The organism is Methylobacterium oryzae, from assembly GCF_021398735.1.
Lineage (GTDB): Bacteria > Pseudomonadota > Alphaproteobacteria > Rhizobiales > Beijerinckiaceae > Methylobacterium.
This window is the reverse complement of record NZ_CP090349.1, coordinates 2777715-2798911: the sequence shown is the minus strand read 5'-3', so window position 1 is coordinate 2798911 and position 21197 is coordinate 2777715. Positions and strand designations below refer to the sequence as shown.

General features: G+C 72.5%; 19 protein-coding genes. 11 read left to right on the top strand and 8 right to left on the bottom strand.

Features of this window, described 5'->3' with window-relative positions; all coding sequences use genetic code 11:
• Positions 1-47 precede the first annotated feature (47 nt).
• Positions 48-512: a hypothetical protein gene (locus LXM90_RS13450; RefSeq protein ID WP_020092274.1), complete on the top strand. Its 465-nt coding sequence runs from the start codon at positions 48-50 to the stop codon at positions 510-512.
• A gap of 39 nt (positions 513-551) precedes the next feature.
• On the opposite strand, the gene fae is transcribed toward LXM90_RS13450, so the two are convergent.
• On the bottom strand, positions 552-1091 hold the full coding sequence (gene fae / locus LXM90_RS13445; RefSeq protein WP_020092273.1) for a formaldehyde-activating enzyme: 540 nt from the start codon (positions 1089-1091) through the stop codon (positions 552-554).
• Positions 1092-1411: 320 nt separating this feature from the next.
• Here fae and LXM90_RS13440 point away from each other — a divergent pair, with 320 nt between their 5' ends.
• Positions 1412-1627, top strand: coding sequence for a hypothetical protein (locus tag LXM90_RS13440; RefSeq protein ID WP_020092272.1), 216 nt, complete (start codon positions 1412-1414; stop codon positions 1625-1627).
• Between the two features lie 18 nt (positions 1628-1645).
• Here LXM90_RS13440 and LXM90_RS13435 read toward each other — a convergent pair whose 3' ends face one another.
• Complete coding sequence (locus LXM90_RS13435) at positions 1646-2095, bottom strand: hypothetical protein (protein WP_026604787.1); 450 nt, start codon at positions 2093-2095, stop codon at positions 1646-1648.
• A gap of 250 nt (positions 2096-2345) precedes the next feature.
• Between LXM90_RS13435 and lexA the strand changes: the two genes are divergently transcribed.
• Positions 2346-3074: a transcriptional repressor LexA gene (gene lexA / locus LXM90_RS13430; RefSeq protein WP_020092270.1), complete on the top strand. Its 729-nt coding sequence runs from the start codon at positions 2346-2348 to the stop codon at positions 3072-3074.
• Here the strand turns inward: lexA and LXM90_RS13425 are convergent.
• Positions 3068-5395, bottom strand: coding sequence for a ComEC/Rec2 family competence protein (locus LXM90_RS13425; RefSeq protein WP_020092269.1), 2328 nt, complete (start codon positions 5393-5395; stop codon positions 3068-3070). The genes lexA and LXM90_RS13425 overlap by 7 nt on opposite strands.
• 193 nt (positions 5396-5588) lie before the next feature.
• On the opposite strand from LXM90_RS13425, the gene gltX reads away from it, so the two are divergent.
• The 4 genes from gltX to LXM90_RS13405 all read left to right on the top strand — a co-directional run bounded on the left by gltX (position 5589) and on the right by LXM90_RS13405 (position 9878).
• Positions 5589-7016 (top strand): glutamate--tRNA ligase, encoded by a 1428-nt coding sequence (gene gltX / locus LXM90_RS13420; RefSeq protein WP_234082878.1) that lies wholly within the window; start codon positions 5589-5591, stop codon positions 7014-7016.
• A 300-nt stretch (positions 7017-7316) separates the two neighbouring features.
• On the top strand, positions 7317-8606 hold the full coding sequence (gltA, locus tag LXM90_RS13415; RefSeq protein ID WP_020092267.1) for a citrate synthase: 1290 nt from the start codon (positions 7317-7319) through the stop codon (positions 8604-8606).
• A 68-nt stretch (positions 8607-8674) separates the two neighbouring features.
• The gene (locus LXM90_RS13410) at positions 8675-9556 is read left to right on the top strand and encodes a DNA-3-methyladenine glycosylase family protein (RefSeq protein WP_020092266.1); all 882 of its coding nucleotides are present in this window, start codon (positions 8675-8677) and stop codon (positions 9554-9556) included.
• A 73-nt stretch (positions 9557-9629) separates the two neighbouring features.
• Positions 9630-9878, top strand: a complete 249-nt coding sequence (locus LXM90_RS13405) for a hypothetical protein (RefSeq protein WP_020092265.1) — start codon at positions 9630-9632, stop codon at positions 9876-9878.
• A gap of 286 nt (positions 9879-10164) precedes the next feature.
• On the opposite strand, the gene parC is transcribed toward LXM90_RS13405, so the two are convergent.
• Both parC and recO read right to left on the bottom strand, forming a co-directional pair.
• Positions 10165-12411, bottom strand: a complete 2247-nt coding sequence (parC, locus tag LXM90_RS13400) for a DNA topoisomerase IV subunit A (RefSeq protein WP_020092263.1) — start codon at positions 12409-12411, stop codon at positions 10165-10167.
• A 175-nt stretch (positions 12412-12586) separates the two neighbouring features.
• Positions 12587-13306, bottom strand: a complete 720-nt coding sequence (recO, locus tag LXM90_RS13395) for a DNA repair protein RecO (RefSeq protein WP_020092262.1) — start codon at positions 13304-13306, stop codon at positions 12587-12589.
• Positions 13307-13442: 136 nt separating this feature from the next.
• Between recO and LXM90_RS13390 the strand changes: the two genes are divergently transcribed.
• Together LXM90_RS13390 and LXM90_RS13385 are read left to right on the top strand one after the other, a co-directional pair.
• On the top strand, positions 13443-13865 hold the full coding sequence (locus LXM90_RS13390) for a hypothetical protein (protein WP_103985077.1): 423 nt from the start codon (positions 13443-13445) through the stop codon (positions 13863-13865).
• 20 nt (positions 13866-13885) lie between these two features.
• A complete protein-coding gene (locus LXM90_RS13385; protein ID WP_020092260.1) occupies positions 13886-14581 on the top strand; it encodes a gamma-glutamylcyclotransferase in 696 nt (231 codons plus the stop codon).
• A 69-nt stretch (positions 14582-14650) separates the two neighbouring features.
• Here LXM90_RS13385 and LXM90_RS13380 read toward each other — a convergent pair whose 3' ends face one another.
• Entirely contained in the window at positions 14651-14794 is a 144-nt protein-coding gene (locus tag LXM90_RS13380; RefSeq protein ID WP_020092259.1) for a hypothetical protein, read from the bottom strand.
• Between the two features lie 175 nt (positions 14795-14969).
• Between LXM90_RS13380 and LXM90_RS13375 the strand changes: the two genes are divergently transcribed.
• Positions 14970-15593, top strand: a complete 624-nt coding sequence (locus LXM90_RS13375) for a hypothetical protein (RefSeq protein WP_020092258.1) — start codon at positions 14970-14972, stop codon at positions 15591-15593.
• 64 nt (positions 15594-15657) lie between these two features.
• Here LXM90_RS13375 and LXM90_RS13370 read toward each other — a convergent pair whose 3' ends face one another.
• Complete coding sequence (locus LXM90_RS13370) at positions 15658-16569, bottom strand: LysR family transcriptional regulator (protein ID WP_020092257.1); 912 nt, start codon at positions 16567-16569, stop codon at positions 15658-15660.
• 101 nt (positions 16570-16670) lie between these two features.
• Between LXM90_RS13370 and LXM90_RS13365 the strand changes: the two genes are divergently transcribed.
• A complete protein-coding gene (locus LXM90_RS13365; protein ID WP_020092256.1) occupies positions 16671-17345 on the top strand; it encodes a L,D-transpeptidase in 675 nt (224 codons plus the stop codon).
• Positions 17346-17538: 193 nt separating this feature from the next.
• On the opposite strand, the gene dnaE is transcribed toward LXM90_RS13365, so the two are convergent.
• Positions 17539-21069: a DNA polymerase III subunit alpha gene (gene dnaE, locus LXM90_RS13360; RefSeq protein ID WP_020092255.1), complete on the bottom strand. Its 3531-nt coding sequence runs from the start codon at positions 21067-21069 to the stop codon at positions 17539-17541.
• Between the last annotated feature and the right edge of the window lie 128 nt (positions 21070-21197).

Sequence of the window (21197 nt, the reverse complement as noted above, 5' to 3'; positions counted from 1 at the left end):
CTCGACAGGCCCCTCGACAGGCCCCGCGCCGCGCGTAGAGTGCGGCGATGTCGAGCTTCGCCGTCCCGCGCCTCCTCCTCGCCGCCTGCGCGGCCCTGCCCCTCCTGGCGGAGGCCGCCCGGGCCGACAGCTGCGACGACCTCACCCGCCAGATCGCCGACGCGATCGGCGGCCGGGTCGGCAAGCGCGCCGGCCCCAGCATCGACATCCGCGTGGCCGGCCCGATCAAGTTCGACGTGACCTGCCGGGCCGAGCCGATCGTGCAGGCGACCTCCGCCGAGCCGAGCCCCTCGGCGACCTTCTTCCGCGACCTGTCGGTGGCCTCCGAGATCCTCATCGGCCAACCGGCCGCGACCGTCGAGCCGATCATCGCCACCGCCTACCGGACCGCGCTGGCGGAGCGGCGCAAGTCGTTCATCCAGCAGAACGGCTGGTCGGCGTCCTGCTACACCGACCCGGGCAGCAGCACGATGCGCACCCTGTGCTCGGTGGGGCGTATCCCGCCGGGCTGAGGCGGACCTGAGCCGGCAGGATGCGTGGCCTGGGCCCGCTCAGTACTCGATCACGCCGTCGAGCGCGTAGTGCTTCACGGTCTTCCGGTTGGCGATCAGCTCGTCGACCGTGGGCTCGCCCTTGAGGGCGCGGGCGATGGCGAGTTTCGTGGCCTCGTAGTTGGTCCGGTAGAGGTCCTTCTGGTCGAGGTTGTCGTCCTCGGCGCAGCGCTGATCGAGCCAGATCATGATGATCATGCACAGCTCGTCGAGCCCGTCCTTCGGCAGGATGCCCTCGATGATGCAGTCCACGATCGCGTCGCCGGTGGCGGCCTGGACCACGCCGCCGAGGAGCTCGGCATACTCGGCCGTGTGGATCGTGACCTTGGTGGTCATCATCGTGGCCGGGCGCACGAGCTGGTTGAGGTCGCGCACCACGAACATCCGCGTGTGGCCCTGGACCTGCCCCATCATCGACGCGAAGGCCTGACCGACCGGGCCGCGCACCGAGCCGATCAGCACCTCCGGCATGGCGTCGGTGTACTGGCCCTCGGCCGCCAGCACCGTGGCCTCGCCCGTGCGGAACCAGATCTCTTGCATGTTCGAACTCCACCTGATCGGAGCCCGCGGGAGACATCATCGGCGGCCTCGCGTCAATCGCCCCGAAGCCGGCTCCCATCCCGGCCGCCCCTGCCCTCGCCCGCGCTGCGGCGCGGGCGCGGACCCGTGCCGCCCCGCGTCGCCGCGATGCGGCCGCCGGCATCCGCGACGGCGCGCATCTCCACCCCTGCGCGGCCTGTGGCCTTGAGGAACGCGGACAGGCGAGGCAGGGAAGATCGGAGCGCGGCTCCGGGAGCGGTCCCGGGCCTGGCCGTTCCGGTGGGCGCGCGGCGCCGTGCCGGGCATGCGGGAGGAACACGATGGCGGAGAGCACGGACCGGGGCTCCGGCTGGAGCCTTCAGGCGAGCGCCGTGCCCGACGGGGTGCGCCTGGAACTCGCCCTCGCCGACCTCGGCGGTGCGCCGGTCACCGCCGCGATCGTGCTCGACCGGACGGAGGCCCGGGCCTTCGCCCGCGCCCTGCTGGCCGCCGCCGGCGACGCCGCGGAGCGGACCTTCCCGAAGCCGGGCGCCTGAGGACGCGCCGCCGGCCGGTCAGCGCACGCCGAGGCCCGGATTGCGGCCCGGCAGGCGGGGGACCACGGTGCCGCGCTTCTCGATCGGCGCGTCGCAGGCGTAGGCGAACTCGGTCTTCAGCGGATCGAACACGGTCTCGCCGGTGATCCGGCAATCCTCGCGCACGGTCTCGTCGAGATAGGCCCGGGCGGCGGTGCGGAAGCGCTTCACCCGGGTGGCGCCCGGCTCCGGATCGATCCGGACCTCGCTCAGGTTGCAGCCGGTATACTCGCGCAGGGCGTTGGACACGATCAGCATCCGGCGCAGCTGCCGGTTGTCGTAGACCTCGTAGGGCTCCTTGCAGCCGATCGTGACGACCTGGGGAGTGAGCGCCACGTAGTTCCGCGAGATGTAGGAGAATCCGGTGGTGCAGCCGGCGAGGCCGAGGGCGGCGAGGCCGAGGGGCAGCAGAGCTGCGGGTCGTCGCATCCTCGTCATTCCAAGAGGGTCCCAGCCCGCACCCCGGATCCGCCGCCTTCCCGGCGGGGCGCCGCGATGCATTGAAACGGCTCCGCTTGCGCCGTCAATGCGTTTCTCGACCTTCTCCCGCGGGCGCGCCCGCGGCGCGCCGAGCCGAGCGGTGCCGCTCTTGCGGAACACTTGCGGAACGTTTAACCTGTTCGTGATTTGTTTCGGAGACCGTCACGTGGCGGTCCGCCAAGCCGCGAGTCCCCCGTCGATGCTCACGCGCAAGCAGCTGGACCTCCTGCGATTCATCCAGAGCCGGATGCAGGAATGCGGTGTCCCGCCGTCGTTCGACGAGATGAAGGATGCCCTCGATCTCAAGTCGAAATCCGGCATCCACCGGCTGATCACGGCGCTCGAGGAGCGCGGCTTCCTCCGGCGCCTTCCGAATCGGGCGCGCGCCATCGAGGTGATCCGGATCCCCGAGAGCCTGACCCAGGCCGCTCCGGCGACTCAGGCCCCCGCCGAGCCGCGCCGCTTCACGCCGAGCGTGGTCGAGGGCGGTAAGTCCAAGCAGCCGCCGGCCCCGGCGAGCACGCGGATGATCGACGAGTCCGGCCGCGCCATCTCGATCCCGGTCATGGGCCGGATCGCGGCCGGTACCCCCGTCTCGGCGATCCAGAACCAGAGCCACGCCATCACCCTGTCGCCGGACTTCGTGGCCGGCGGCGAGCACTACGCCCTCGAGGTGCGCGGCGACTCGATGGTCGAGGCGGGCATCCTGGACGGCGACCTCGTGGTCATCCGCAAGCAGGAGACGGCCAATACCGGCGACATCATCGTGGCGCTGATCGACGACGAGGAGGCGACGCTCAAGCGCCTGCGCCGCCGCGGCTCGTCGATCGCCCTCGAGGCCGCCAACCCGGCCTACGAGACCCGCGTGCTCGGGCCCGACCGGGTCCGGATCCAGGGCCGCCTTGTGAGCCTCGTCCGCCGCTACTGAAGCGGCTCGGCCGGCGCGTCGCCGGGGGCGAGGTCTCCGCCCGGCGCGGCGTCGGCCTCCGGCGTCGCGGCGACCCCGTCCTCCGCGGGGCGGTCGCCCGGCTCCGCGGTGACCGGCCGCGGCGGTCCCGGCCCGCGCCCGGCGGCCGGCCGCCAGGGCACGGCGCGGCCGTCGTCCCGGGCGTAGCGCGCGGCGAAGCCATCGCCGTCGGTCCGGAGGGCCACGGCCCCGCGGGCGGCGAGGACGCGCCGGTCGATCACCAGCGGCCCCGTGCAGGTCGGCGGCGCCGCGAGGCCCGTGATCAGCACCGCGGCGCGGGCGCAATCCTCCGGGAAGGCCCGCCGGTCCCGGACCAGGGCGACCGCCCGCCCGTCCGGCAGCCGGGCGGTGCAGCCGAGCCGGTCGCAGCGCCCGCTGCCGGACCGGACGATCAGCCCCGCGGACCGCCGCCCGTCGCCGTCCGCCTTCAGCCACTGCTCGAGGACGAAGCCCGAAGGGCTGCCGAGGGCCGCGAGCCGCCCGTCCGGGCCCCTCACCGCGGCCCCCGCGCCCTGCCGGTCGACGTAGAGGTCGTAGTGGTTGGGCCGGGCCGCGAGGACGAGCCCGAGCAGGACCGGCGGCACGGCGAGCCAGCGCAGGCGCGAGGCCGGCAGCGTCCCCAGCAGCAGGCCGGCGGTCAGCAGGGCGAGCGCCCCGGCGCCGAAGGCCGGCAGCACCAGGACCGCCCGCTCGAACCCGGCGATCCAGTCCGAGATCGCCAGCATCCCGGCCACCGCCTGCCCCATCAGCCACCAGACCGGCCGGTCGAGGGCGAAGGGATAGGCGAGGCAGCCGATTACCGCGGCCGGCATCACCACCAGGGAGACGAGCGGCAGGGTCAGGGCGTTGCCGACGAGGCCGAAGGGCTGGACCGTCTGGAAGTGGTAGGTGGCGAAGGGGGCCGTCGCGACCTGCGCCACCAGGGTCGTGGCCAGGGTCCCGGTGATCGCCGACAGGCCGGTCCCGACGAGCCGCCCGATCCGCCCGGCCCCCGGGCGCACGAGCAGCCGCCCGTCGATCAGCCGCGCGCAGGCGATCAGCCCGGCCACGGCGCCGAAGGACATCTGGAAGCTCGGGCCGAGCAGGCCCTCCGGCTCCCGGGCGAGCGCGATCAGCGCCGCGAGGGCGAGGTTGCGCATCGACAGGGCCGGCCGGTCCACCAGGATCGCGCCGAGCATGATCAGGGTCATGATCAGCGAGCGCTCGGCCGCGATGTCCCAGCCCGAGAAGGCGCAGTAGGCGGTGACGCCGACCATGGCGAAGCCGGCCGCGATCTTCTTGATCGGCCAGAGCAGCGCGCAGAGCGGCACCGCGGCGAGGAGCGCCCGCACCAGCCAGAACACCACGCCGGCGGCCAGCACCATGTGGAGGCCCGAGATCGACACCACGTGGTAGATGCCGGCGGCGCGGAGCGCGTCGTTGGTGGCCGGCCCGATGAGGCCGCGCTTGCCCGTCACCAGGGCCGCCGCCACCGCACCCGCCTGGCCGCCGGCGGCCTCCGCGATCCGGCGCGTGAGCCCGTTGCGCGCCGCGTCGAGCGCAGCGGCGAGCCGCAGGCCCAGCGGCGGCGGCCCGGACGGTTCCCGGACGGTGACGGTGCCGATCAGCGAGCCCACCGCGCCGATCCCCTGGAAATAGGCGTCCCGGGCGAAGTCGTAGCCGCCGGGCCGGGCCGCCTCCGGGGGCGGAAGCAGCCGGGCCGTGGCGGCGACGCCGTCCCCGGGACGCGGGATCGGCGTCTTCCGGAACGAGACCCGGACCCGGGCGGGCCGCGCCTCCGGCGCGAGGCCGGCGAAGCTCTCCACCCGGATCACCAGCCGGGCGCCCACCTCGCGCTCGTCCAGGGCCTCGACCGTTCCGACGAGCGGGCCGATCGTGGTGCGGGTGAGGATCGGTGCGGCGACCTGCGAGACCCGCCAGGTCGCCGCCGCGAAGCCGAGGAACGCGGCCGCCACCGCGAGCGCCGCCGCCAGGGCCGCCGGCCGCGCGCCGAGGACGGGGACCGGCGCCAGCGCGAGGCCGGCCGCGATCAGGGGGGCGGCGAGGCTCGGCGCGCCGTCGGCCGCCGCGAAGTAGACCAGGATCCCGCCGCCGAAGGCCACCGCCAGCCAGGGGAACAGCCGGCGCTGCTCGGCCTCGCGGGCGAGGCCGGCGACGACCCAGTCGCGGAGCGCCGGGAGGGCGGCCGGGAGGGCGGCCAAGAGGGCGGCGGGAAGGGCTCGGGCGCGCGGGCCGATCAGCGCGACCGCGCCGTCCGCCCGCCTCGCGCCGATCCGCCGCATCGCCGCCGCCCCGCTCCGCGCGACCTGTCGTCGGGGCCGTGCGATTCTGCGGGCGATTCTTAACGCATCCGCCGGCCCGTGCTACAGCGGGTTCTTCGTGCTACGGGCGCCCTGTCGAGCCCCTCGCCGCTCCGCCGCCCCTTCGCCGTCCGTCGCGCCCCGTCCGCGACCAGCCCCGGAACATACCGGACCGATGTCCTCAGCCGTCGTCACGCGCTTCGCCCCCTCGCCCACGGGTTACCTGCATATCGGCGGGGCCCGCACGGCCTTGTTCAACTGGCTCTACGCCCACCACACCGGCGGCACGATGCTGCTGCGCATCGAGGACACCGACCGCGAGCGCTCCACCAAGGGGGCGATCGACGCGATCCTCGACGGCCTCTCCTGGCTCGGCCTCGACTGGGACGGCGACGTGGTCTTCCAGTTCGCCCGCGCCGAGCGCCACCGCGCGGTCGCCGAGGAGCTGCTGGCCGCGGGCCGCGCCTATCACTGCTACGCCACCGCCGAGGAGCTCACGCAGATGCGCGAGACCGCCCGCGCGGAGGGGCGCGCTCCGCGCTACGACGGCCGCTGGCGCGACCGCGACCCGTCCGAGGCCCCCGCCGGGGTCAAGCCGGTGATCCGCCTGCGCGCGCCGACCGAGGGCGAGACCGTGGTCGAGGACGCCGTCCAGGGCCGCGTGACCTGGGCCAACAAGGACCTCGACGACCTCGTCCTGCTGCGCTCGGACGGGACGCCGACCTACATGCTCGCCGTCGTGGTCGACGACCACGACATGGGCGTCACGCAGATCATCCGCGGCGACGACCACCTCACCAACGCGGCGCGCCAGAGCCAGATCTTCTCGGCCCTCGGATGGGACATCCCGAGGATGGCGCATATCCCGCTGATCCACGGAGCGGACGGGGCCAAGCTCTCGAAGCGCCACGGCGCGCTCGGCGTCGAGGCCTACCGCGATCTCGGCTACCTGCCGGCGGCCCTGCGCAACTACCTCGTGCGGCTCGGCTGGAGCCACGGCGACCAGGAGGTCTTCTCCACCGACGAGATGGTCGCGGCCTTCGACCTCGGCGCGGTCGGACGCTCCGCGGCGCGGTTCGACTTCGCCAAGCTCGCCAACCTCAACGGCCTCTACATCCGCACCAGCGCCGATTCCGACCTCGTCGCGGCGATCGAGACCATCCTGCCCAACGTCGGGCCGGAGCGCGGCTTGTCGGCGCCGCTGCGGCCCGACCTCAGGGACAAGCTCGTCCAGGCCATGCCGGGCCTGAAGGAGCGGGCCAAGACGCTGATCGAGCTCCTCGACAGCGCCTACTACCTCTACGCCCAGCGGCCCCTGGCGCTCGACGACAAGGCCCGCGCCCTGCTCTCCGACGAGGGGTGCGGCCGCCTCGCCGGGGTGCGGCCGGTGCTCGAGGCTGTGCCCGACTGGAGCGCGACCTCCACCGAGGGCGCGGTGCGGCAGTACGCGGAATCGGCCGGCTGCAAGCTCGGGCAGGTGGCCCAGCCCCTGCGCGCGGCGCTCACCGGCCGCACCACCTCCCCGCCCCTGTTCGACGTGATGGCGGTGCTCGGCCGGGAGGAAACCCTGGCGCGCCTCGGGGATCAGGCGCCGCAGGGCTGAGGCCGGGCTGAGGGCAGGGACGAGGCGGGGACGAGGCGGCGCTGGGACCGCCGCGCGCGGACCGGGAGCGGACAGGGAACTGCCGGCCCCGACCCGGATTGCGTTGGGTGGAAATCGGTTGGCGGAATTCGCTTGGCGACGGGGGCGGGTTGTCACCGACCCCGTTGCTGCTGCACTGCCGTTTGGGTAACCCATGGCTGTGAGCACCCGCAGCATAATGCGTGTGCTCAGGCCCCCGGGACCGACTCGGGCAGCCCGAGGCCGGCATCCGCCACGTCGCCAGAGAAGGGTCCACGATCCATGAGCGCACCCAGCACCATCACCGTGGACGGCAAGTCGATCGAACTGCCGGTGAAAACCGGCACGATCGGGCCGGACGTGATCGATATCGGCAAGCTCTACGCCCAGACCGGCGCCTTCACCTTCGACCCGGGCTTCACCTCGACGGCCTCGTGCGAGTCGAAGATCACCTACATCGACGGTGACGAGGGCGTGCTGCTCTACCGCGGCTACCCGATCGAGCAGCTCGCCGAGAAGGGCGACTTCCTCGAGACCTGCTACCTGATGCTGTTCGGCGCCCTGCCGACCGCCGCCCAGCGGGCCGATTTCGAGTACCGGGTCACGCGCCACACCATGGTGCACGACCAGATGAACCGGTTCTTCACCGGCTTCCGCCGCGACGCGCACCCGATGGCCGTCATGGTCGCCTCGGTGGGCGCCCTCTCGGCCTTCTACCACGATTCCACCGACATCACGGACGAGAGCCAGCGGCTGATCGCGTCGATCCGCATGATCGCCAAGATGCCGACGCTCGCCGCGATGGCCTACAAGTACTCGATCGGCCAGCCGTTCGTGTACCCGAAGAACGATCTCGACTACACGTCGAACTTCCTGCGCATGTGCTACGCGGTGCCGTGCGAGGAGTACGAGGTGAACCCGGTCTTCGCCCGGGCGCTCGACAAGATCTTCATCCTGCACGCCGACCACGAGCAGAACGCCTCGACCTCGACGGTGCGGCTCGCCGGCTCCTCGGGCGCCAATCCCTTCGCCTGCATCGCGGCCGGCATCGCCTGCCTGTGGGGCCCGGCCCATGGCGGCGCCAACGAGGCGGCCCTCAAGATGCTGATGGAGATCGGCACCCCCGAGAATGTCAGCAAGTACGTCGCCAAGGCCAAGGACAAGAACGACCCGTTCCGCCTGATGGGCTTCGGCCACCGCGTCTACAAGAACTACGACCCGCGCGCGCGGATCATGCAGAACACCACGCACCAGGTGCTCAAGGAGCTCGGCAAGACCGACGACCCGCTGCTCCACGTCGCCATGGAGCTGGAGCAGATCGCGCTCAAGGACGAGTACTTCATCGAGAAGAAGCTCTACCCGAACATCGACTTCTACTCGGGCATCACCCTCAAGGCGATGGGCTTCCCCACCGACATGTTCACCGTGCTGTTCGCGGTGGCCCGCACCGTCGGCTGGATCGCCCAGTGGGCCGAGATGATCGAGGACCCGTCGCAGAAGATCGGCCGTCCGCGCCAGCTCTACGTCGGTCCGGCCCAGCGCGACTACGTGGCCGTGGACCAGCGCGGCTGAGGCGGGACCACCTGCCCCGGGAAGCGTCGAGCGGGGCGGCCGAGAGGCCGCCCTTCGCGTTCGCGGAGGTGATCGAACGCCGCCTGCCCGTCCGGCCGCCCTACGACTGGCCGGCGATCCGCGCGTTCCTCGCCAAGCGGGCGATCCCGGGCGTCGAGACGACGGATCCCGCGGCTTCCTACGCGCGCACGATCAGCGTCGCGGGGCGGCACGGGCTCCTGACGGTGGCACCGGGCGCGGATTGCCTGCACGTCGCGCTGCGCGGCGTCGAGGCCGGGCACGAAGAGGCCGTCGCGGGACGCCTGCGCCGCCTGTTCGACTGCGACGCCGATCCGGCCGCCGTCGCGGCCTGCCTCGGCGGGGACCCCGTCCTGGCCCCGCTCGTCGCGGCGCGGCCGGGTCTGCGCCTGCCGGGGGCCTGGGACCCGTTCGAGACCGGCTGCCGGGCGATCCTCGGCCAGCAGGTCTCGGTGGCGGCCGCGATCGGGCTCGCGGGCAGGCTGGTGGCGGCGTTCGGGACGCCGCTGGCGGAGCCGGCAGGCGGTCTGACCCACGTGTTTCCCGCGCCGACCGATCTGGTCGAGGCGGACGTCGCCCTGGCGCTCAACATGCCGCGGGCCCGCGGCGCGGCGATCCGGGCGCTGGCCGCGGCGGCGCTGGCCGATCCGGACCTGTTCGCCCCGGCGGAGTCGCTCGAGGCCGCGGTGCTGCGCTTCACGGCGATCCGCGGGATCGGTCCCTGGACGGCGCAGTACATCGCCATGCGGGCGCTCAAGCTGCCGGACGCCCTGCCGGTGGGCGATGTCGGGCTGCTGCGGGCGCTGGAGGGGGCCACCGGGCGTCCCAGTCCTGCGGAGCTGCTGGCGCGGGCCGAGGCGTGGCGCCCGTTCCGGGCCTACGCGGCGCAGCACCTCTGGGCGGCGGACGAAGCGTCCGCGACGGGGCGATGAGGCGACCGAGAGGTTCATGTTCCGCATCGCCGATATCGGCTAAGCTTGCGGCCGGCCGGGGGGCTCAGGTTCGATGTCGGAAGCGGACAGCGAAGCGCGCGACACGCTTGTTGCGAACGAGCGGATCAAGTTCACGGCCACCTACGCCAACGGCCTCGCGGTCGCGATCTTCGCCGTCGGCGGTTTCGCGCCGTTCATCTCGACTGCCCTGTCGGATCGTCCGCACTTCGCGCCCGTGCTCATCGCCATGGTGGTTTGCTGGATCATGAGTGGCGCCATACATTGGGCTGTGAGGCGCGCATTGCGGAACCTTCGCCCATGACGACAGCTCAGCTTCTTCTCCTGCTCGCGGTTCCGATCGGCGGCGGCGTGCTAGCCTTCGGTGCGCTCTGGCTCGCCCAGCGGGCGCATTGAGGACTGGCCCTCCGCACCGCGGGAACCGTTCCAGACACTCCCAATCGCGCCCGCATCTCGAGGGGCGGCGGAGCCGCCTCGAAGGCGGGCTCCAGGGATTGCGCGGCTGACCGGAGGTCTCCCCCCGAGGCGACTCCTCTCCGGCATCTCAGGATGAGGTGGTGGGTCGGGAATCCTTCACCCTCCGCGGCTCCTCACCGTCCGAACCGCTCGAATTTCGGGAAGCTGCGCGCCATCATCAGCCCGACCTCGGCGCGGTGGCCGAGCCACTTCTCCAGCACCGACGCGTTCGCGAGCCGGCCCTCGGCCGAGCCGTCCTGCCAGGGCAGGCCGTCGGCGAGCTTGAACACGTGCGCGTCGAGCAGCGTCCCGCTGCGGCAGCGCTGCAGCCGGACCCCCTTGCCGCGGGCGAGCTCCGCCACCTCGGAGACCGGGAAGACCAGCAGCAGCTTCTCGGTGTTCACCACCGCCACGTGATCGCCGTCGGCCGGCACCAGCACGGCGGCCGTGGCGTCGCCGTCGAGGCCGAGCACGCTCTTGCCCTTGCGGGTGTTGGCCACGAGCGCGTCGGCGGGCGCCACGAAGCCGCGTCCGTCCGAGCCGGCGATCAGCAGCTTGGTCTCCGGCCGGTACGGCAGCGCCGCCACGATCTCGGTGCCGTCGTCGAGGTCGGCCATCAGCCGGACCGGGTCGCCGAAGCCGCGGCCGCCCGGCAGCTTCGAGGCCTCGAGCGTGAACACCTTGCCGTTGGTGGCGAGCAGCAGGATCTTCTGGGTCGTCTCGGTCGGGAAGGCGATCTTCAGGGTGTCGTCGCCCTTGAACGCGACGCCCGAGAGATCGGCGACGTGGCCCTTGAGCGCCCGGATCCAGCCCTTGGTCGAGACGATCACGGTGATCGGCTCGCGCTCGACCAGGGCCGCCGTGAAGTCGATGCCGCCGACATCCGGCGGGCTCGCCAGCGTCGTGCGGCGCTTGCCGAGCTTGGTCTCGGGCCCGAAGGTCTTCTTCACCGCGCGGATCTGCGCCTGGATCGCCTTCCACTGCGCCGGCTCGGAGGCGAGCAGGGCGTCGATCTCGGCCTTCTCGGCGGTCAGCGCCTCGAACTCGCGCTTCAGCTCCATCTCCTCCAGCTTGCGCAGGGAGCGCAGCCGGGTGTCGAGGATCGCGTTGGCCTGGAGCTCGGTCAGCTCGAACCGGGCCATGAGGGCGGCCTTCGGCTCGTCCTCCTCGCGGATGATCCGGATCACCTCGTCGAGGTCGAGGTAGACAATGAGCAGGCCGCCCAGGATCTCGAGGCGCCGGTCGATCTGGCCGAGGCGGTAGCGCGAGCGGCGCTGCAGGACCACGCGGCGGTGGTCGACCCACTCGCGCAGGCACTCGGCGAGCCCGATCACCTTCGGCACGAGGCCGCCGACCAGGACGTTGAGGTTGAGCGGGATGCGGGTCTCGAGTTCCGTGAGCCGGAACAGCGATTCCATCAGGATCACCGGGTCGACCGTGCGCGAGCGCGGCTCCAGCACCACGCGCACGTCCTCGGCCGACTCGTCGCGCACGTCAGCCAGCAGCGGCAGCTTCTTCTCCTGCAGCAGCTCGGCCATCTTCTCGATCAGCCGGCCCTTCGGGATGCCGTAGGGAATCTCGGTGACGACGATGTTCCAGGTGCCGCGGCCGAGATCCTCCTTGGCCCAGCGGGCGCGGACCCGGAAGGCGCCCCGCCCGGTCCGGTAGGCCTCGGCGATCGACTCGGCCGAGTCGACGAGGATGCCGCCGGTCGGGAAGTCCGGCCCCTGGACGAACTTGGCGAGCTGCCCCGAGGTCGCCTCGGGATGGTTGATCAGGTAGAGCGCCGCGTCGCATAGCTCGGCGGCGTTGTGCGGCGGGATCGAGGTCGCCATGCCGACCGCGATGCCCTGGCTGCCGTTGGCGAGCAGGTTCGGGAAGGCCGCCGGCAGGACGATCGGCTCCTCCTTCTCGCCGTTGTAGGACGGGCGGAAGTCGACCGTGTCCTCGTCGATCCCGTCCAGCAGGAGGCGCGCGACCTCGGTGAGCCGCGCCTCGGTGTAGCGGTAGGCCGCGGGACCGTCGCCGTCGATGTTGCCGAAATTGCCCTGGCCGTCGACCAGGGGGTAGCGCTGGGCGAAGTCCTGGCTGAGCCGCACCAGGGCGTCGTAGATCGCCTGGTCGCCGTGGGGATGGAAGTCGCCCATCACGTCGCCGACGATCTTGGCGCACTTCTTGTGCGCGGTGGTCGGGTCGAGGCGCAGCAGCCGCATCCCGTACAGGATGCGCCGATGCACGGGCTTCAACCCGTCGCGGGCATCCGGAAGGGCCCGGTGCATGATCGTGGAGAGCGCGTAGGCGAGGTAGCGCTCCTCCAGCGCGGATTTCAGCTCGACGCTCTCGATCCCGTCGCCGGACGGCGGCTCGAAGGGCTGGCCCATGACGGCTCCTCACTACAACGTCTTCACCGCGCGCCGTCATTCCGGGGCCGCGCAGCGGGACCCGGAATCCAGAGCCGCCGACGTCCCGCGCGTGCGCGCGGACGGTGGTTCTGGATTCCGGGCGCGCCTTCGGCACCCGGAACGACGACGGGGCATTAAGAACAGAACACGAACATTACCCGGCCTCGCGGCCGAGCGCAACGAATCGCGCCCGCTCCTCGGGCGGCCCGAGGCCGCGGGGGCCCCAGACGTGCCGGTCGAGGAAGTACCCCGTCAAGGTAAACCCTTGGGCAACGCCGTCGGGACCCGGGGATCCGCCCGCGTGCAGGAAGGTCGGGAGCGCCAGCAGGCGGTCCCGGTAGGGCTCGCCCGCCGAGGCGCTGACCGCCCGGCCGCTCTTCGGCGACACGTAGGCCAGGGCGTCGTTGCCGCCGGTGGCCGCGCAGGCGGTGAGGTCGAGGCCGAAGCCGAGTTCCGACAGGATCGCCAGCTCGAACCGCACCATCAGGGGCGGGGCGATGGCGGGGTCGTCGAGGTGCTCGACCAGGATCCCCGCCGCCGCGTAGAGCGCCGGATGCGGGTCGCGCTCGGGGAGGAGCCGCAGAAGCGCGGCCATGTGGTTCATGCCGTAGAGGGCGAGGCTCGACCCGATCAGCCGCGAGACCTGCGAGTCCAGGGGCTCGACCGCGTAGGCGCCGAGACCCTCGTCGAGGCGCGCCCGCCACGTCACGCGGACCCGGTTCCCGGCCTGCAGCACGGGCTGCATCCGGCGCGAGCGCCCACCGTGCACGAGGCCGAGATGGCGCCCGTGGGCCTCGGTCATGGCCTCGAGGATGACGCCGGTCTCCCCGTGCCGGCGCAGGCCGAGCACCAGGGCGTCGTCGGTCCACTGCATCGAACGTCGCGTCTTCGTGTGAGGGATCGGGTGAGAGGCGCGCTCCGCGCCTGTCTCTCATATAGGGGGCCGCGGCCGCCGGCGCTGCCCCGCGCGGTCCCAGCCTCGGGCAACCTTGGCCGGATAGCGATGACCGATGCCGCTCCGCGCCGCCCTCGCCGCCCTCGCCGCCCTGCTGGTCCTCCTCGCCGCCGGCGCGCAGGCCGCGCCGCGCGCACCGAAGCCCGCCGCCGAGCCCGCCGCCGAGGCCGACCCCTCCCCGGCCCTCCTCCGGCGGATCGCCGCCCTGGCGCTGAGGCAGGTCGATTTCGGCGCGGTCTCGCTGCTGCCGGTGCGGTTCGCGGGCAGCCGGATCGCCGGGCCGATCGCCGAGGGCGGCCGGGTGATCTACTGCGTGTCGGGCCGGATGTACGGCCGGACCTTCGGCAAGCCCGAGCGCCCGAGGGTGGCGCTGCGCTACGACAACGACCGGCTCACGGTGCTCGACGACGACGAGGTCTGCACCGGACACCGCACCCGGCCCTTCCCCGAACTCGACGCGCTGGGCAACAAGCCGTGAGGCCCGGGCGTTGAGGGCCTATGCCCGCCGCGTCCGTCCGCACCCTCGACCTCAGCCTCGACCTGATCGCCCGCGCCCATTCCGTCCCGATCCCCGACGACCCGAGCGCGCTCGAGGTTCTGTCGGACGCCGAGTTGCGCCCGGGGCTCGACGCGATCGTCGCCGGGCGCGAGGGCAGCGACCTCTGGGTCTTCGCCTACGGCTCGCTGATGTGGAACCCGGAATTCCCGGTGGCCGAGCGCCGGATCGGGACGGTGCGCGGCTTCCACCGCCGCTTCTGCCTGCTCCAGCGGCGGTTCCGCGGCACGCCGGAACGGCCGGGCTTCGTCCTGGCGCTGGACCGCGGCGGCCTGTGCCGGGGCGTGGCCTTCCGCCTGCCCGGCATGGAGATCCGCGAGGCGCTGATGCCGGTCTGGCGCCGCGAGATGCGCGGCCGCGGCTACGTCGCCCGCTGGCTGCCGGTCGCCACCGAGGCCGGGACCGTCCCGGCCCTGACCTTCCTGGCGAACCGCGCCAGCGACCGCTACGCCGGACGCCTCTCGGATTCCGAGATCGCCGAGAAGATCGCCGCGGCCTGCGGCCACAAAGGGCCGAGCGCCGAGTACCTGTTCCGGACCGTGGAGGCCTGCGAGCGCCTCGGCATCCGCGACCGCCACCTCTGGAGCCTCCAGGCCCTCGTGGCCGCGCGCCTCAGGGCCTGCGCGCCCGGGGGGTGAGACCGTCTCCTGTCGAGCGCGTCGGTGCAGCCGTGCTCGCGAGGACGGTCGCGTCGACCGGGCAGCGGTTCAGATCCAGGCCCGCTTGGTCGCGACCACGAGGCGCCCGCCGCCGTGCTCCGCGTCCGGATTGCGCGGCTCCCGGATGCCGGGGGCGCGGCCGGTGGTGACGTAGACGAGGAGGGTGAGGACGAGCAGGATCTTCGTGCGCATGGCGACGCTCAAGGTTGAGCGTCGGTGCATAGGAACGATCGGTTTTTACCGAGTTGCTGCAGTGCACGCGGGCGCGCCGGCGGACGATTCCCTGCGGACGTGGTGAACGGAGGGTTGCGATGCGGCCGCGATCGTCTATGCCGCCGGCCCGTGATGTCCACAGGCGGAGGATGGGATGCGGCTCCGGATCGGCGTGGCCCTGGCGGTGGTCGTCATCGCCGCCGTTGCTCTGCTTGCCGGGCCGCTGAGCCGCGGCGACAGCCTGTCCGACATCCTGACCGGCCGGACCCCCCTGCTCGCCGGCAGCGCCCGGGCGCCCGGCGGCAGCGCGGACTTGAGCGGCACCGCGACCCTCGCGGCGGACCAGCGGCCGGCGACCCTGCACGTCGCCTGCGATCCGGGCGGCACCGGCCTGTCGGCGGCGCTGACCGTGCCGCGCTTCGCCGAACTGGCGCCGCGCTTCGATTTCGCGGGCCTCGAAGGGGCCGACAGCGAGAAGCCCCTGACCGGCCTCCTGGTCTCCAGCGCCGGCAGCGTGCGCTCCGTGCGCATGCCGGTCCGCGGCGCCGCGACCGGGGCCGATGCGGGCTTCACGCTGACGGTGGCGGGCGCGCGCCGCGGCGAGGATCCGCTGCGCGGGGTCGCCCTGGCCCTCGTCCAGCCCGGGACGAAGCTGACCTGGACGCAGGCGAGCCCGCGCGGCGAGGACCCGACCCTGACGGCCACGTTCACGGTGGCGGAGGCCGACGCCGCCGCGCTGAAGGGCGCCCTGAGCGGCTGCCTCGCGGCGCCGTTCTAGGGTCGCGATCGCGGCGGTCGGCCACCCCGGCCCGTTCGTCGCGGCCGCAGCGCACCGGAGCTGGTCAACCGGCGTGGCTGATCCCCTCGATGGCGCGGATGCGCGGCACGGCGAAATCGGTGAATGCGCGGACGACCGGGCGCATGTGGCGGACCGAAGGGTAGACCAGATAGGCGTCCGTCGACCGCACCTCGTACGCGGGCAGGACGCGGACGAGGTGGCCGGCCGCCAAGTCCTCGGCGACCAGCAGGTGCTGGACCGGGCCCATGTACCGTCCCGCGCGCAGTTCGGCCAACAGCACCTCCGCGCTGTTGGTCCGCAGGGCCGGGCGGACGGCGAGGCTCAGCGTCTCGCGCCCGTGCTGGAGTACGAGCGTGTTCCGGTCGTCCAGGGCCGACGTGGTCGTCACGAGGGCCCGGTCGGCGATCTGCCCGGGCGCGTCGATGCCGCCGGCCCGCGCCAAGTATGCCGGGGCGGCGACCAGGATGCGGCGCACCCAGCCGAGCCGCCGCGTCACGACGTCCTGCCCGTGGGGCCGGCCGTAGCGGAGCGCGAGGTCGTAATCCTCGTAGACGAGGTCGATCAGCCGGTTGTCCAGCACGAGATCGACCGTGACCCGCGGATTCTCGGCCTGGAACGCCGCCACGATCCGGTGCAGATGGGCCGCCCCGATGCAGGCGGGCGCGTGCAGCCGCAGCCGGCCTTCGATGCGGCCAGCCTCGGTGCGGGCATCTTCCAGGGCGGCGTCGATCGTGGCGAGCGCGGGCTGACAGGCCGCGTAGAGCCGCTGGCCCTGCTGGGTCGGACGCACCAGCCGCGCGGACCGTTCGAGGAGCCGCGCGCCGACCTGGGCCTCCAGATTGCGCAGATGCTTGCTGATCGCCGGCTGCGACACCGCGAGGTCGCGCGCGGCCGCGGTCATCGAGCCGCGCTCGACGGTCCGGAGGAACGCGCGCAGGGCCAGCGTCAGATCCATGGATGCCATCCGGTTATGGGTGCGATCACCCCATAGCCGATGGACGGGGCGGCCGCGTGGCGGTTCTGTGCGTCGTCGCCAGACCTTGGAGCGCAGCATCGATGTTTCCGACCCGCCGCAGCCTGCTCGCCGGCACGCCCCTGCTCGTCGCCGGCTGCGTCACCCGCGAGCCGCGCCCCGTCGCCGCGCTGCGCCCGCCCGTCGACCCGGCCTACACGGCCCTCTACGCCGCGCTCGACGGCGAGCCCTTCCCCGTGCCGGCGGTGGACCTGTCCGCGATAGACCCGCGCTTCCTGCGCCGGGAGGTGGCCTACGCCACGGCCGAGCCGCCGGGCACGATCGTGGTCGATCCTTCGGCGCGCTACGCCTACCTCGTGCGCGAGGGCGGGCGCGCCATCCGCTACGGCGTGGGCGTCGGTCGCGATGAGGCGTTCAACTTCCGAGGCGCGGCCGTCATCGCCCGCAAGGCCGAATGGCCGCGCTGGACGCCGACCCAGGCCATGATCAAGCGGGAGCCCGAGCGCTACGGGCCCTATGCCGGCGGCCTGCCCGGCGGGGCCGGCAATCCGCTCGGTCCGCGGGCGCTCTACCTCTATCGGGACGGAGGCGACACGCTCTACCGCCTGCACGGCACCACGGAGCCGCAGACCATCGGCACGATGGTGTCGTCGGGCTGCGTCCGGTTCCTGAACCAGGACATCATCGACCTGTACGCCCGCGTGCCGGTGGGGAGCCGGGCGGTGGTGCTGGCAGCCAGCGGGACGGCGGCGAGCTGAGGGCCTCGACGGGCACGCACCTACAATTCCCGGCGACAGAACTCACAAAAGCCCACCCGTCCTTGCGAGCGGAGCGAAGCAACCCCGTGTCGCGCGCCCTCATCGAGCGTGGCGCGTCCCTGGATCGCTTCGCTCCGCTCGCGAAGACGGCGCGGGCCAACCGAACCCACACGCGCTTGGTATCAGCCGCCCCTCAGCTCACCTCCACCTGCACCACCCCGGGCACGGTCCGGAGCTGGCCGGCGAGCGCCGGGCTCGCCTGGAACTTGCCCGGCAGCCGGATCTCCACCTCGCGCTCGCCGCCGTCGAGCTTGAGGATCAGCGAGACCTCGCTCTCGCCCCGCATCGACAGGCGCTGCTGCACGGGCGCGACGCCGCGCGGGTCGCTCAGATGGATGCGGATGCCCTTCTGGTGGCGGGCGACCGCTTGGTCGAGGGGTTCCGCGGTGAGGATGCGGGCGCGCACGTCCTCGCCCTCCAGGTTCGCCTGGAGCTGCAGAACCAGCGGTCGGCCCGGTTCCAGGATGTCGCGGTACTGGCCGAGCCCCTCGGAGAAGATGATCGCCTCGAAATGCGCGGTCCGGTCCGACAGGGTGACGATGCCCATCTTGTTGCCGGTCTTGGTCCGCCGCTCCGCCCGGTCGAGCACCGAGGCCGCCACGCGGCCGACGCTCGACGTCCCGGCCCGCACGGCGCGGCAGAAATCCGTCCAGCTCTGCACCCGCAGCTTGTCCAAGAGGTCGCCGTACTCGTCGAGCGGATGGCCCGAGATGAAGAAGCCGATCGCCGCGTACTCGCGCTTGAGCGTGTCGGCCATCGGCCAGATCTCGTGCGGCGGGATCCGCAGGGACACGTCGTCCGCCACCACGCCGCCGAACATGTCGGTGACGCCGGCCGATTCCGCCTCCGCCGCGCTGGCGGCGAGCTTCATCATCGGCTCCACCGCCGCGAAGGCGCGCGCGCGGTCGGGCTCGATGCAGTCGAGCGCCCCGGCCTGGACGAGGCTCTCCAGGGTGCGCTTGTTGATCATCCGCGGGTTCAGCCGGCGGGCGAGGCAGGCGAGATCCTTGAACGGCCGGTCGCCGCGGGCCTCCACCAGCGCCCGCACCGCCTCGCGGCCGACGCCCTTGATGGCGGCCAGCGCATAGAAGATCTTGCCGTCGCGCACCGCGAAGACCTCGCCGGAGGTGTTGATCGAGGGCGGCTCGACCGTGATCTTCAGGCGCTGCGCGTCCTGGCGGAATTCGGCCAGCTTGTCGGTGTTGTCGATGTCGAGGGTCATGGCGGCCGCCAGGAACTCGACCGGGAAGTTCGCCTTCAGGTAGGCGGTCTGGTAGGTCAGCAGCGCGTAGGCCGCCGCGTGGCTCTTGTTGAAGCCGTAATCGGCGAACTTGGCGAGCAGGTCGAAGATCTCGTTGGCCTTGGCCTTGGTCAGCCCGCGCTCGGTGCAGCCCTTGAGGAACCGGTCGCGCTGCGCGTCCATCTCGGCGCGGATCTTCTTGCCCATGGCGCGCCGGAGCATGTCGGCCTCGCCGAGCGAGTAGCCGGCGAGCACCTTGGCGATCTCCATCACCTGTTCCTGGTAGACGATGATGCCGAAGGTCTCCTTCAGCATCGGCTCCAGCTTCGGATCCGGGTACCAGGACGCCTCGTTGCCGGCGTCGCGGCCGAGCTTGCGCTCGCAGTAGACCGGGATGTTGGCCATCGGGCCCGGCCGGTAGAGCGCCACCAGGGCGATGATGTCCTCCAGCCGGTCGGCCTGCATCTCGCAGAGCGCCTTGCGCATGCCGGCCGATTCCACCTGGAACACGCCGACCGTCTCGCCCCGGCCCATCGGCCCGTAGGTGTTCGGGTCGTCGAGCGGCAGCGAGGCGAGGTCGATGTCGATGCCGCGCTGCTTCAGCAGATCGGTGCAGCACCGCAGCATCGTCAGGGTCTTGAGGCCCAGGAAGTCGAACTTCACCAGCCCCGCCTGCTCGACCCACTTCATGTTGAACTGGGTGACCCGCATGCCGGTCTTCGGGTCCCGGTAGAGCGGGACCAGCTCCTCGAGCGGCCGATCGCCGATCACCACGCCGGCGGCGTGGGTCGAGGCGTGCCGGTGCAGGCCCTCGAGCTTCTTGGAGATGTCGATGAGGCGGCCGACGATCGGCTCCTCCTCCATGGCCTGCTGGAGCTTGGGCTCGCCCTCGATGGCCTGGGCGAGCGTCACCGGGTTGGCGGGGTTCTGCGGCACGAGCTTGGTCAGCTTGTCGACCTGCCCGTAGGGCATCTCCAGGACGCGGCCGACGTCGCGCAGCACGCCGCGGGCGAGCAGCGTGCCGAAGGTGATGATCTGCCCGACCTGCCCCTCGCCGTAGCGCTGCTGCACGTAGCGGATCACCCGCTCCCGGCCCTCGACGCAGAAGTCGATGTCGAAATCCGGCATCGAGACGCGCTCGGGGTTGAGGAAGCGCTCGAACAGCAGGCCGAACCGGAGCGGGTCGAGGTCGGTGATGAGCAGCGACCACGCCACCAGCGAGCCGGCGCCCGAGCCGCGGCCCGGACCGACCGGGATGTCGTGGTCCTTGGCCCACTTGATGAAGTCGGAGACGATCAGGAAGTAGCCCGGGAACTTCATCTTGACGATGACGTCGAGCTCGAACTCGAGGCGCTTGCGGTAATCCTCCTCGGAGAAGCCCGGCGCCGTGCCGTGCTGCTTCAGGCGCAACTCCAGCCCGGCCTCGGCCTGCCGGCGCAGCTCGGTCGGCTCGTCGGCCGAGACCGCCCGCGCGCCCGCGTCGGACGCCTCCGCCAGGGCCTCCGCCAGGGCCTCCGCCATGGGCGGCGTCTCGCCGGCCGCCACGGCGCCGAAATTCGGCAGGATCGGCTTGCGGGTCCGCGCACGGACGGCGCAGCGCATGGCGATCTCGACCGTCGCCTGGAGCGCGTCCGGCAGGTCGCGGAACAGCTCGGCCATCTCGGCCCGGGTCTTGAAGGCGTGGCTCGGTGTCAGGCGGCGGCGGCGCTCGTCCGAGACGAGGCGGCCCTCCGCGATGGCGAGCAGCGCGTCGTGGGCGTCGTAGTCGTCGGGCTTGGCGAAGTAGGGCTCGTTCGTCGCCACGATCCCGAGGCCGTGGCGACCGGCGAGGTCGAGGAGCGCGGTCTCGATCCGCGCCTCCTCGGACTGGCCGTGGCGCTGGATCTCCACGTAGAGCCGGTCCTCGCCGAACGTCTCCTTCAGGCGCTTCAGGCGGTTGAGGGCGAGCTCCGGCCGGCCCGCCCGGAAGGCCGCGTCGAGGGGGCCCGCCATCCCGCCGGTGAGCGCGATCAGCCCCTCGGAGGCGCCCGCGAGCGCTCCGGCATCGAGGCGCGGCGCCTCGCCGAGGGCCGTGTCGAAATAGGCGCGGCTCGCCAGCCGCAGCAGATTGGCGTAGCCGGTCTCGTCCTGGGCGAGGAGCACGATGCCGTGGCTGGTCGGCGCCTGACGCTGGTGCGGGTCCGCGGCCTCGAACGCCACCGAGAGCTGCACGCCGGCGATCGGCTGGACGCCCTCCCCGGCCGCCTTCTCGGAGAATTCCAGCGCGCCGAACAGGTTGTTGGTGTCGGTCAGGGCCAGGGCCGGCTGCCTGTCGGCGACCGCCGCCTTGATCAGGGAGCCGACCTTCAGCGCCCCTTCGAGCAGGGAATAGGACGAGTGGACGTGGAGGTGGACGAATCCGACCTCCTTGAGCTGGCGTGGCATGGCCGACCTTGTTCCGGGGTCGGGCAGCATCCCCGCTCGCCGGCCTCAAGTCGACGTGCGCCGCGCCGCCGGCGGACGATATCCACCGGTCGTGCCCCGGAAGCACCAGTTCGGCCCAGCCCTGTGGA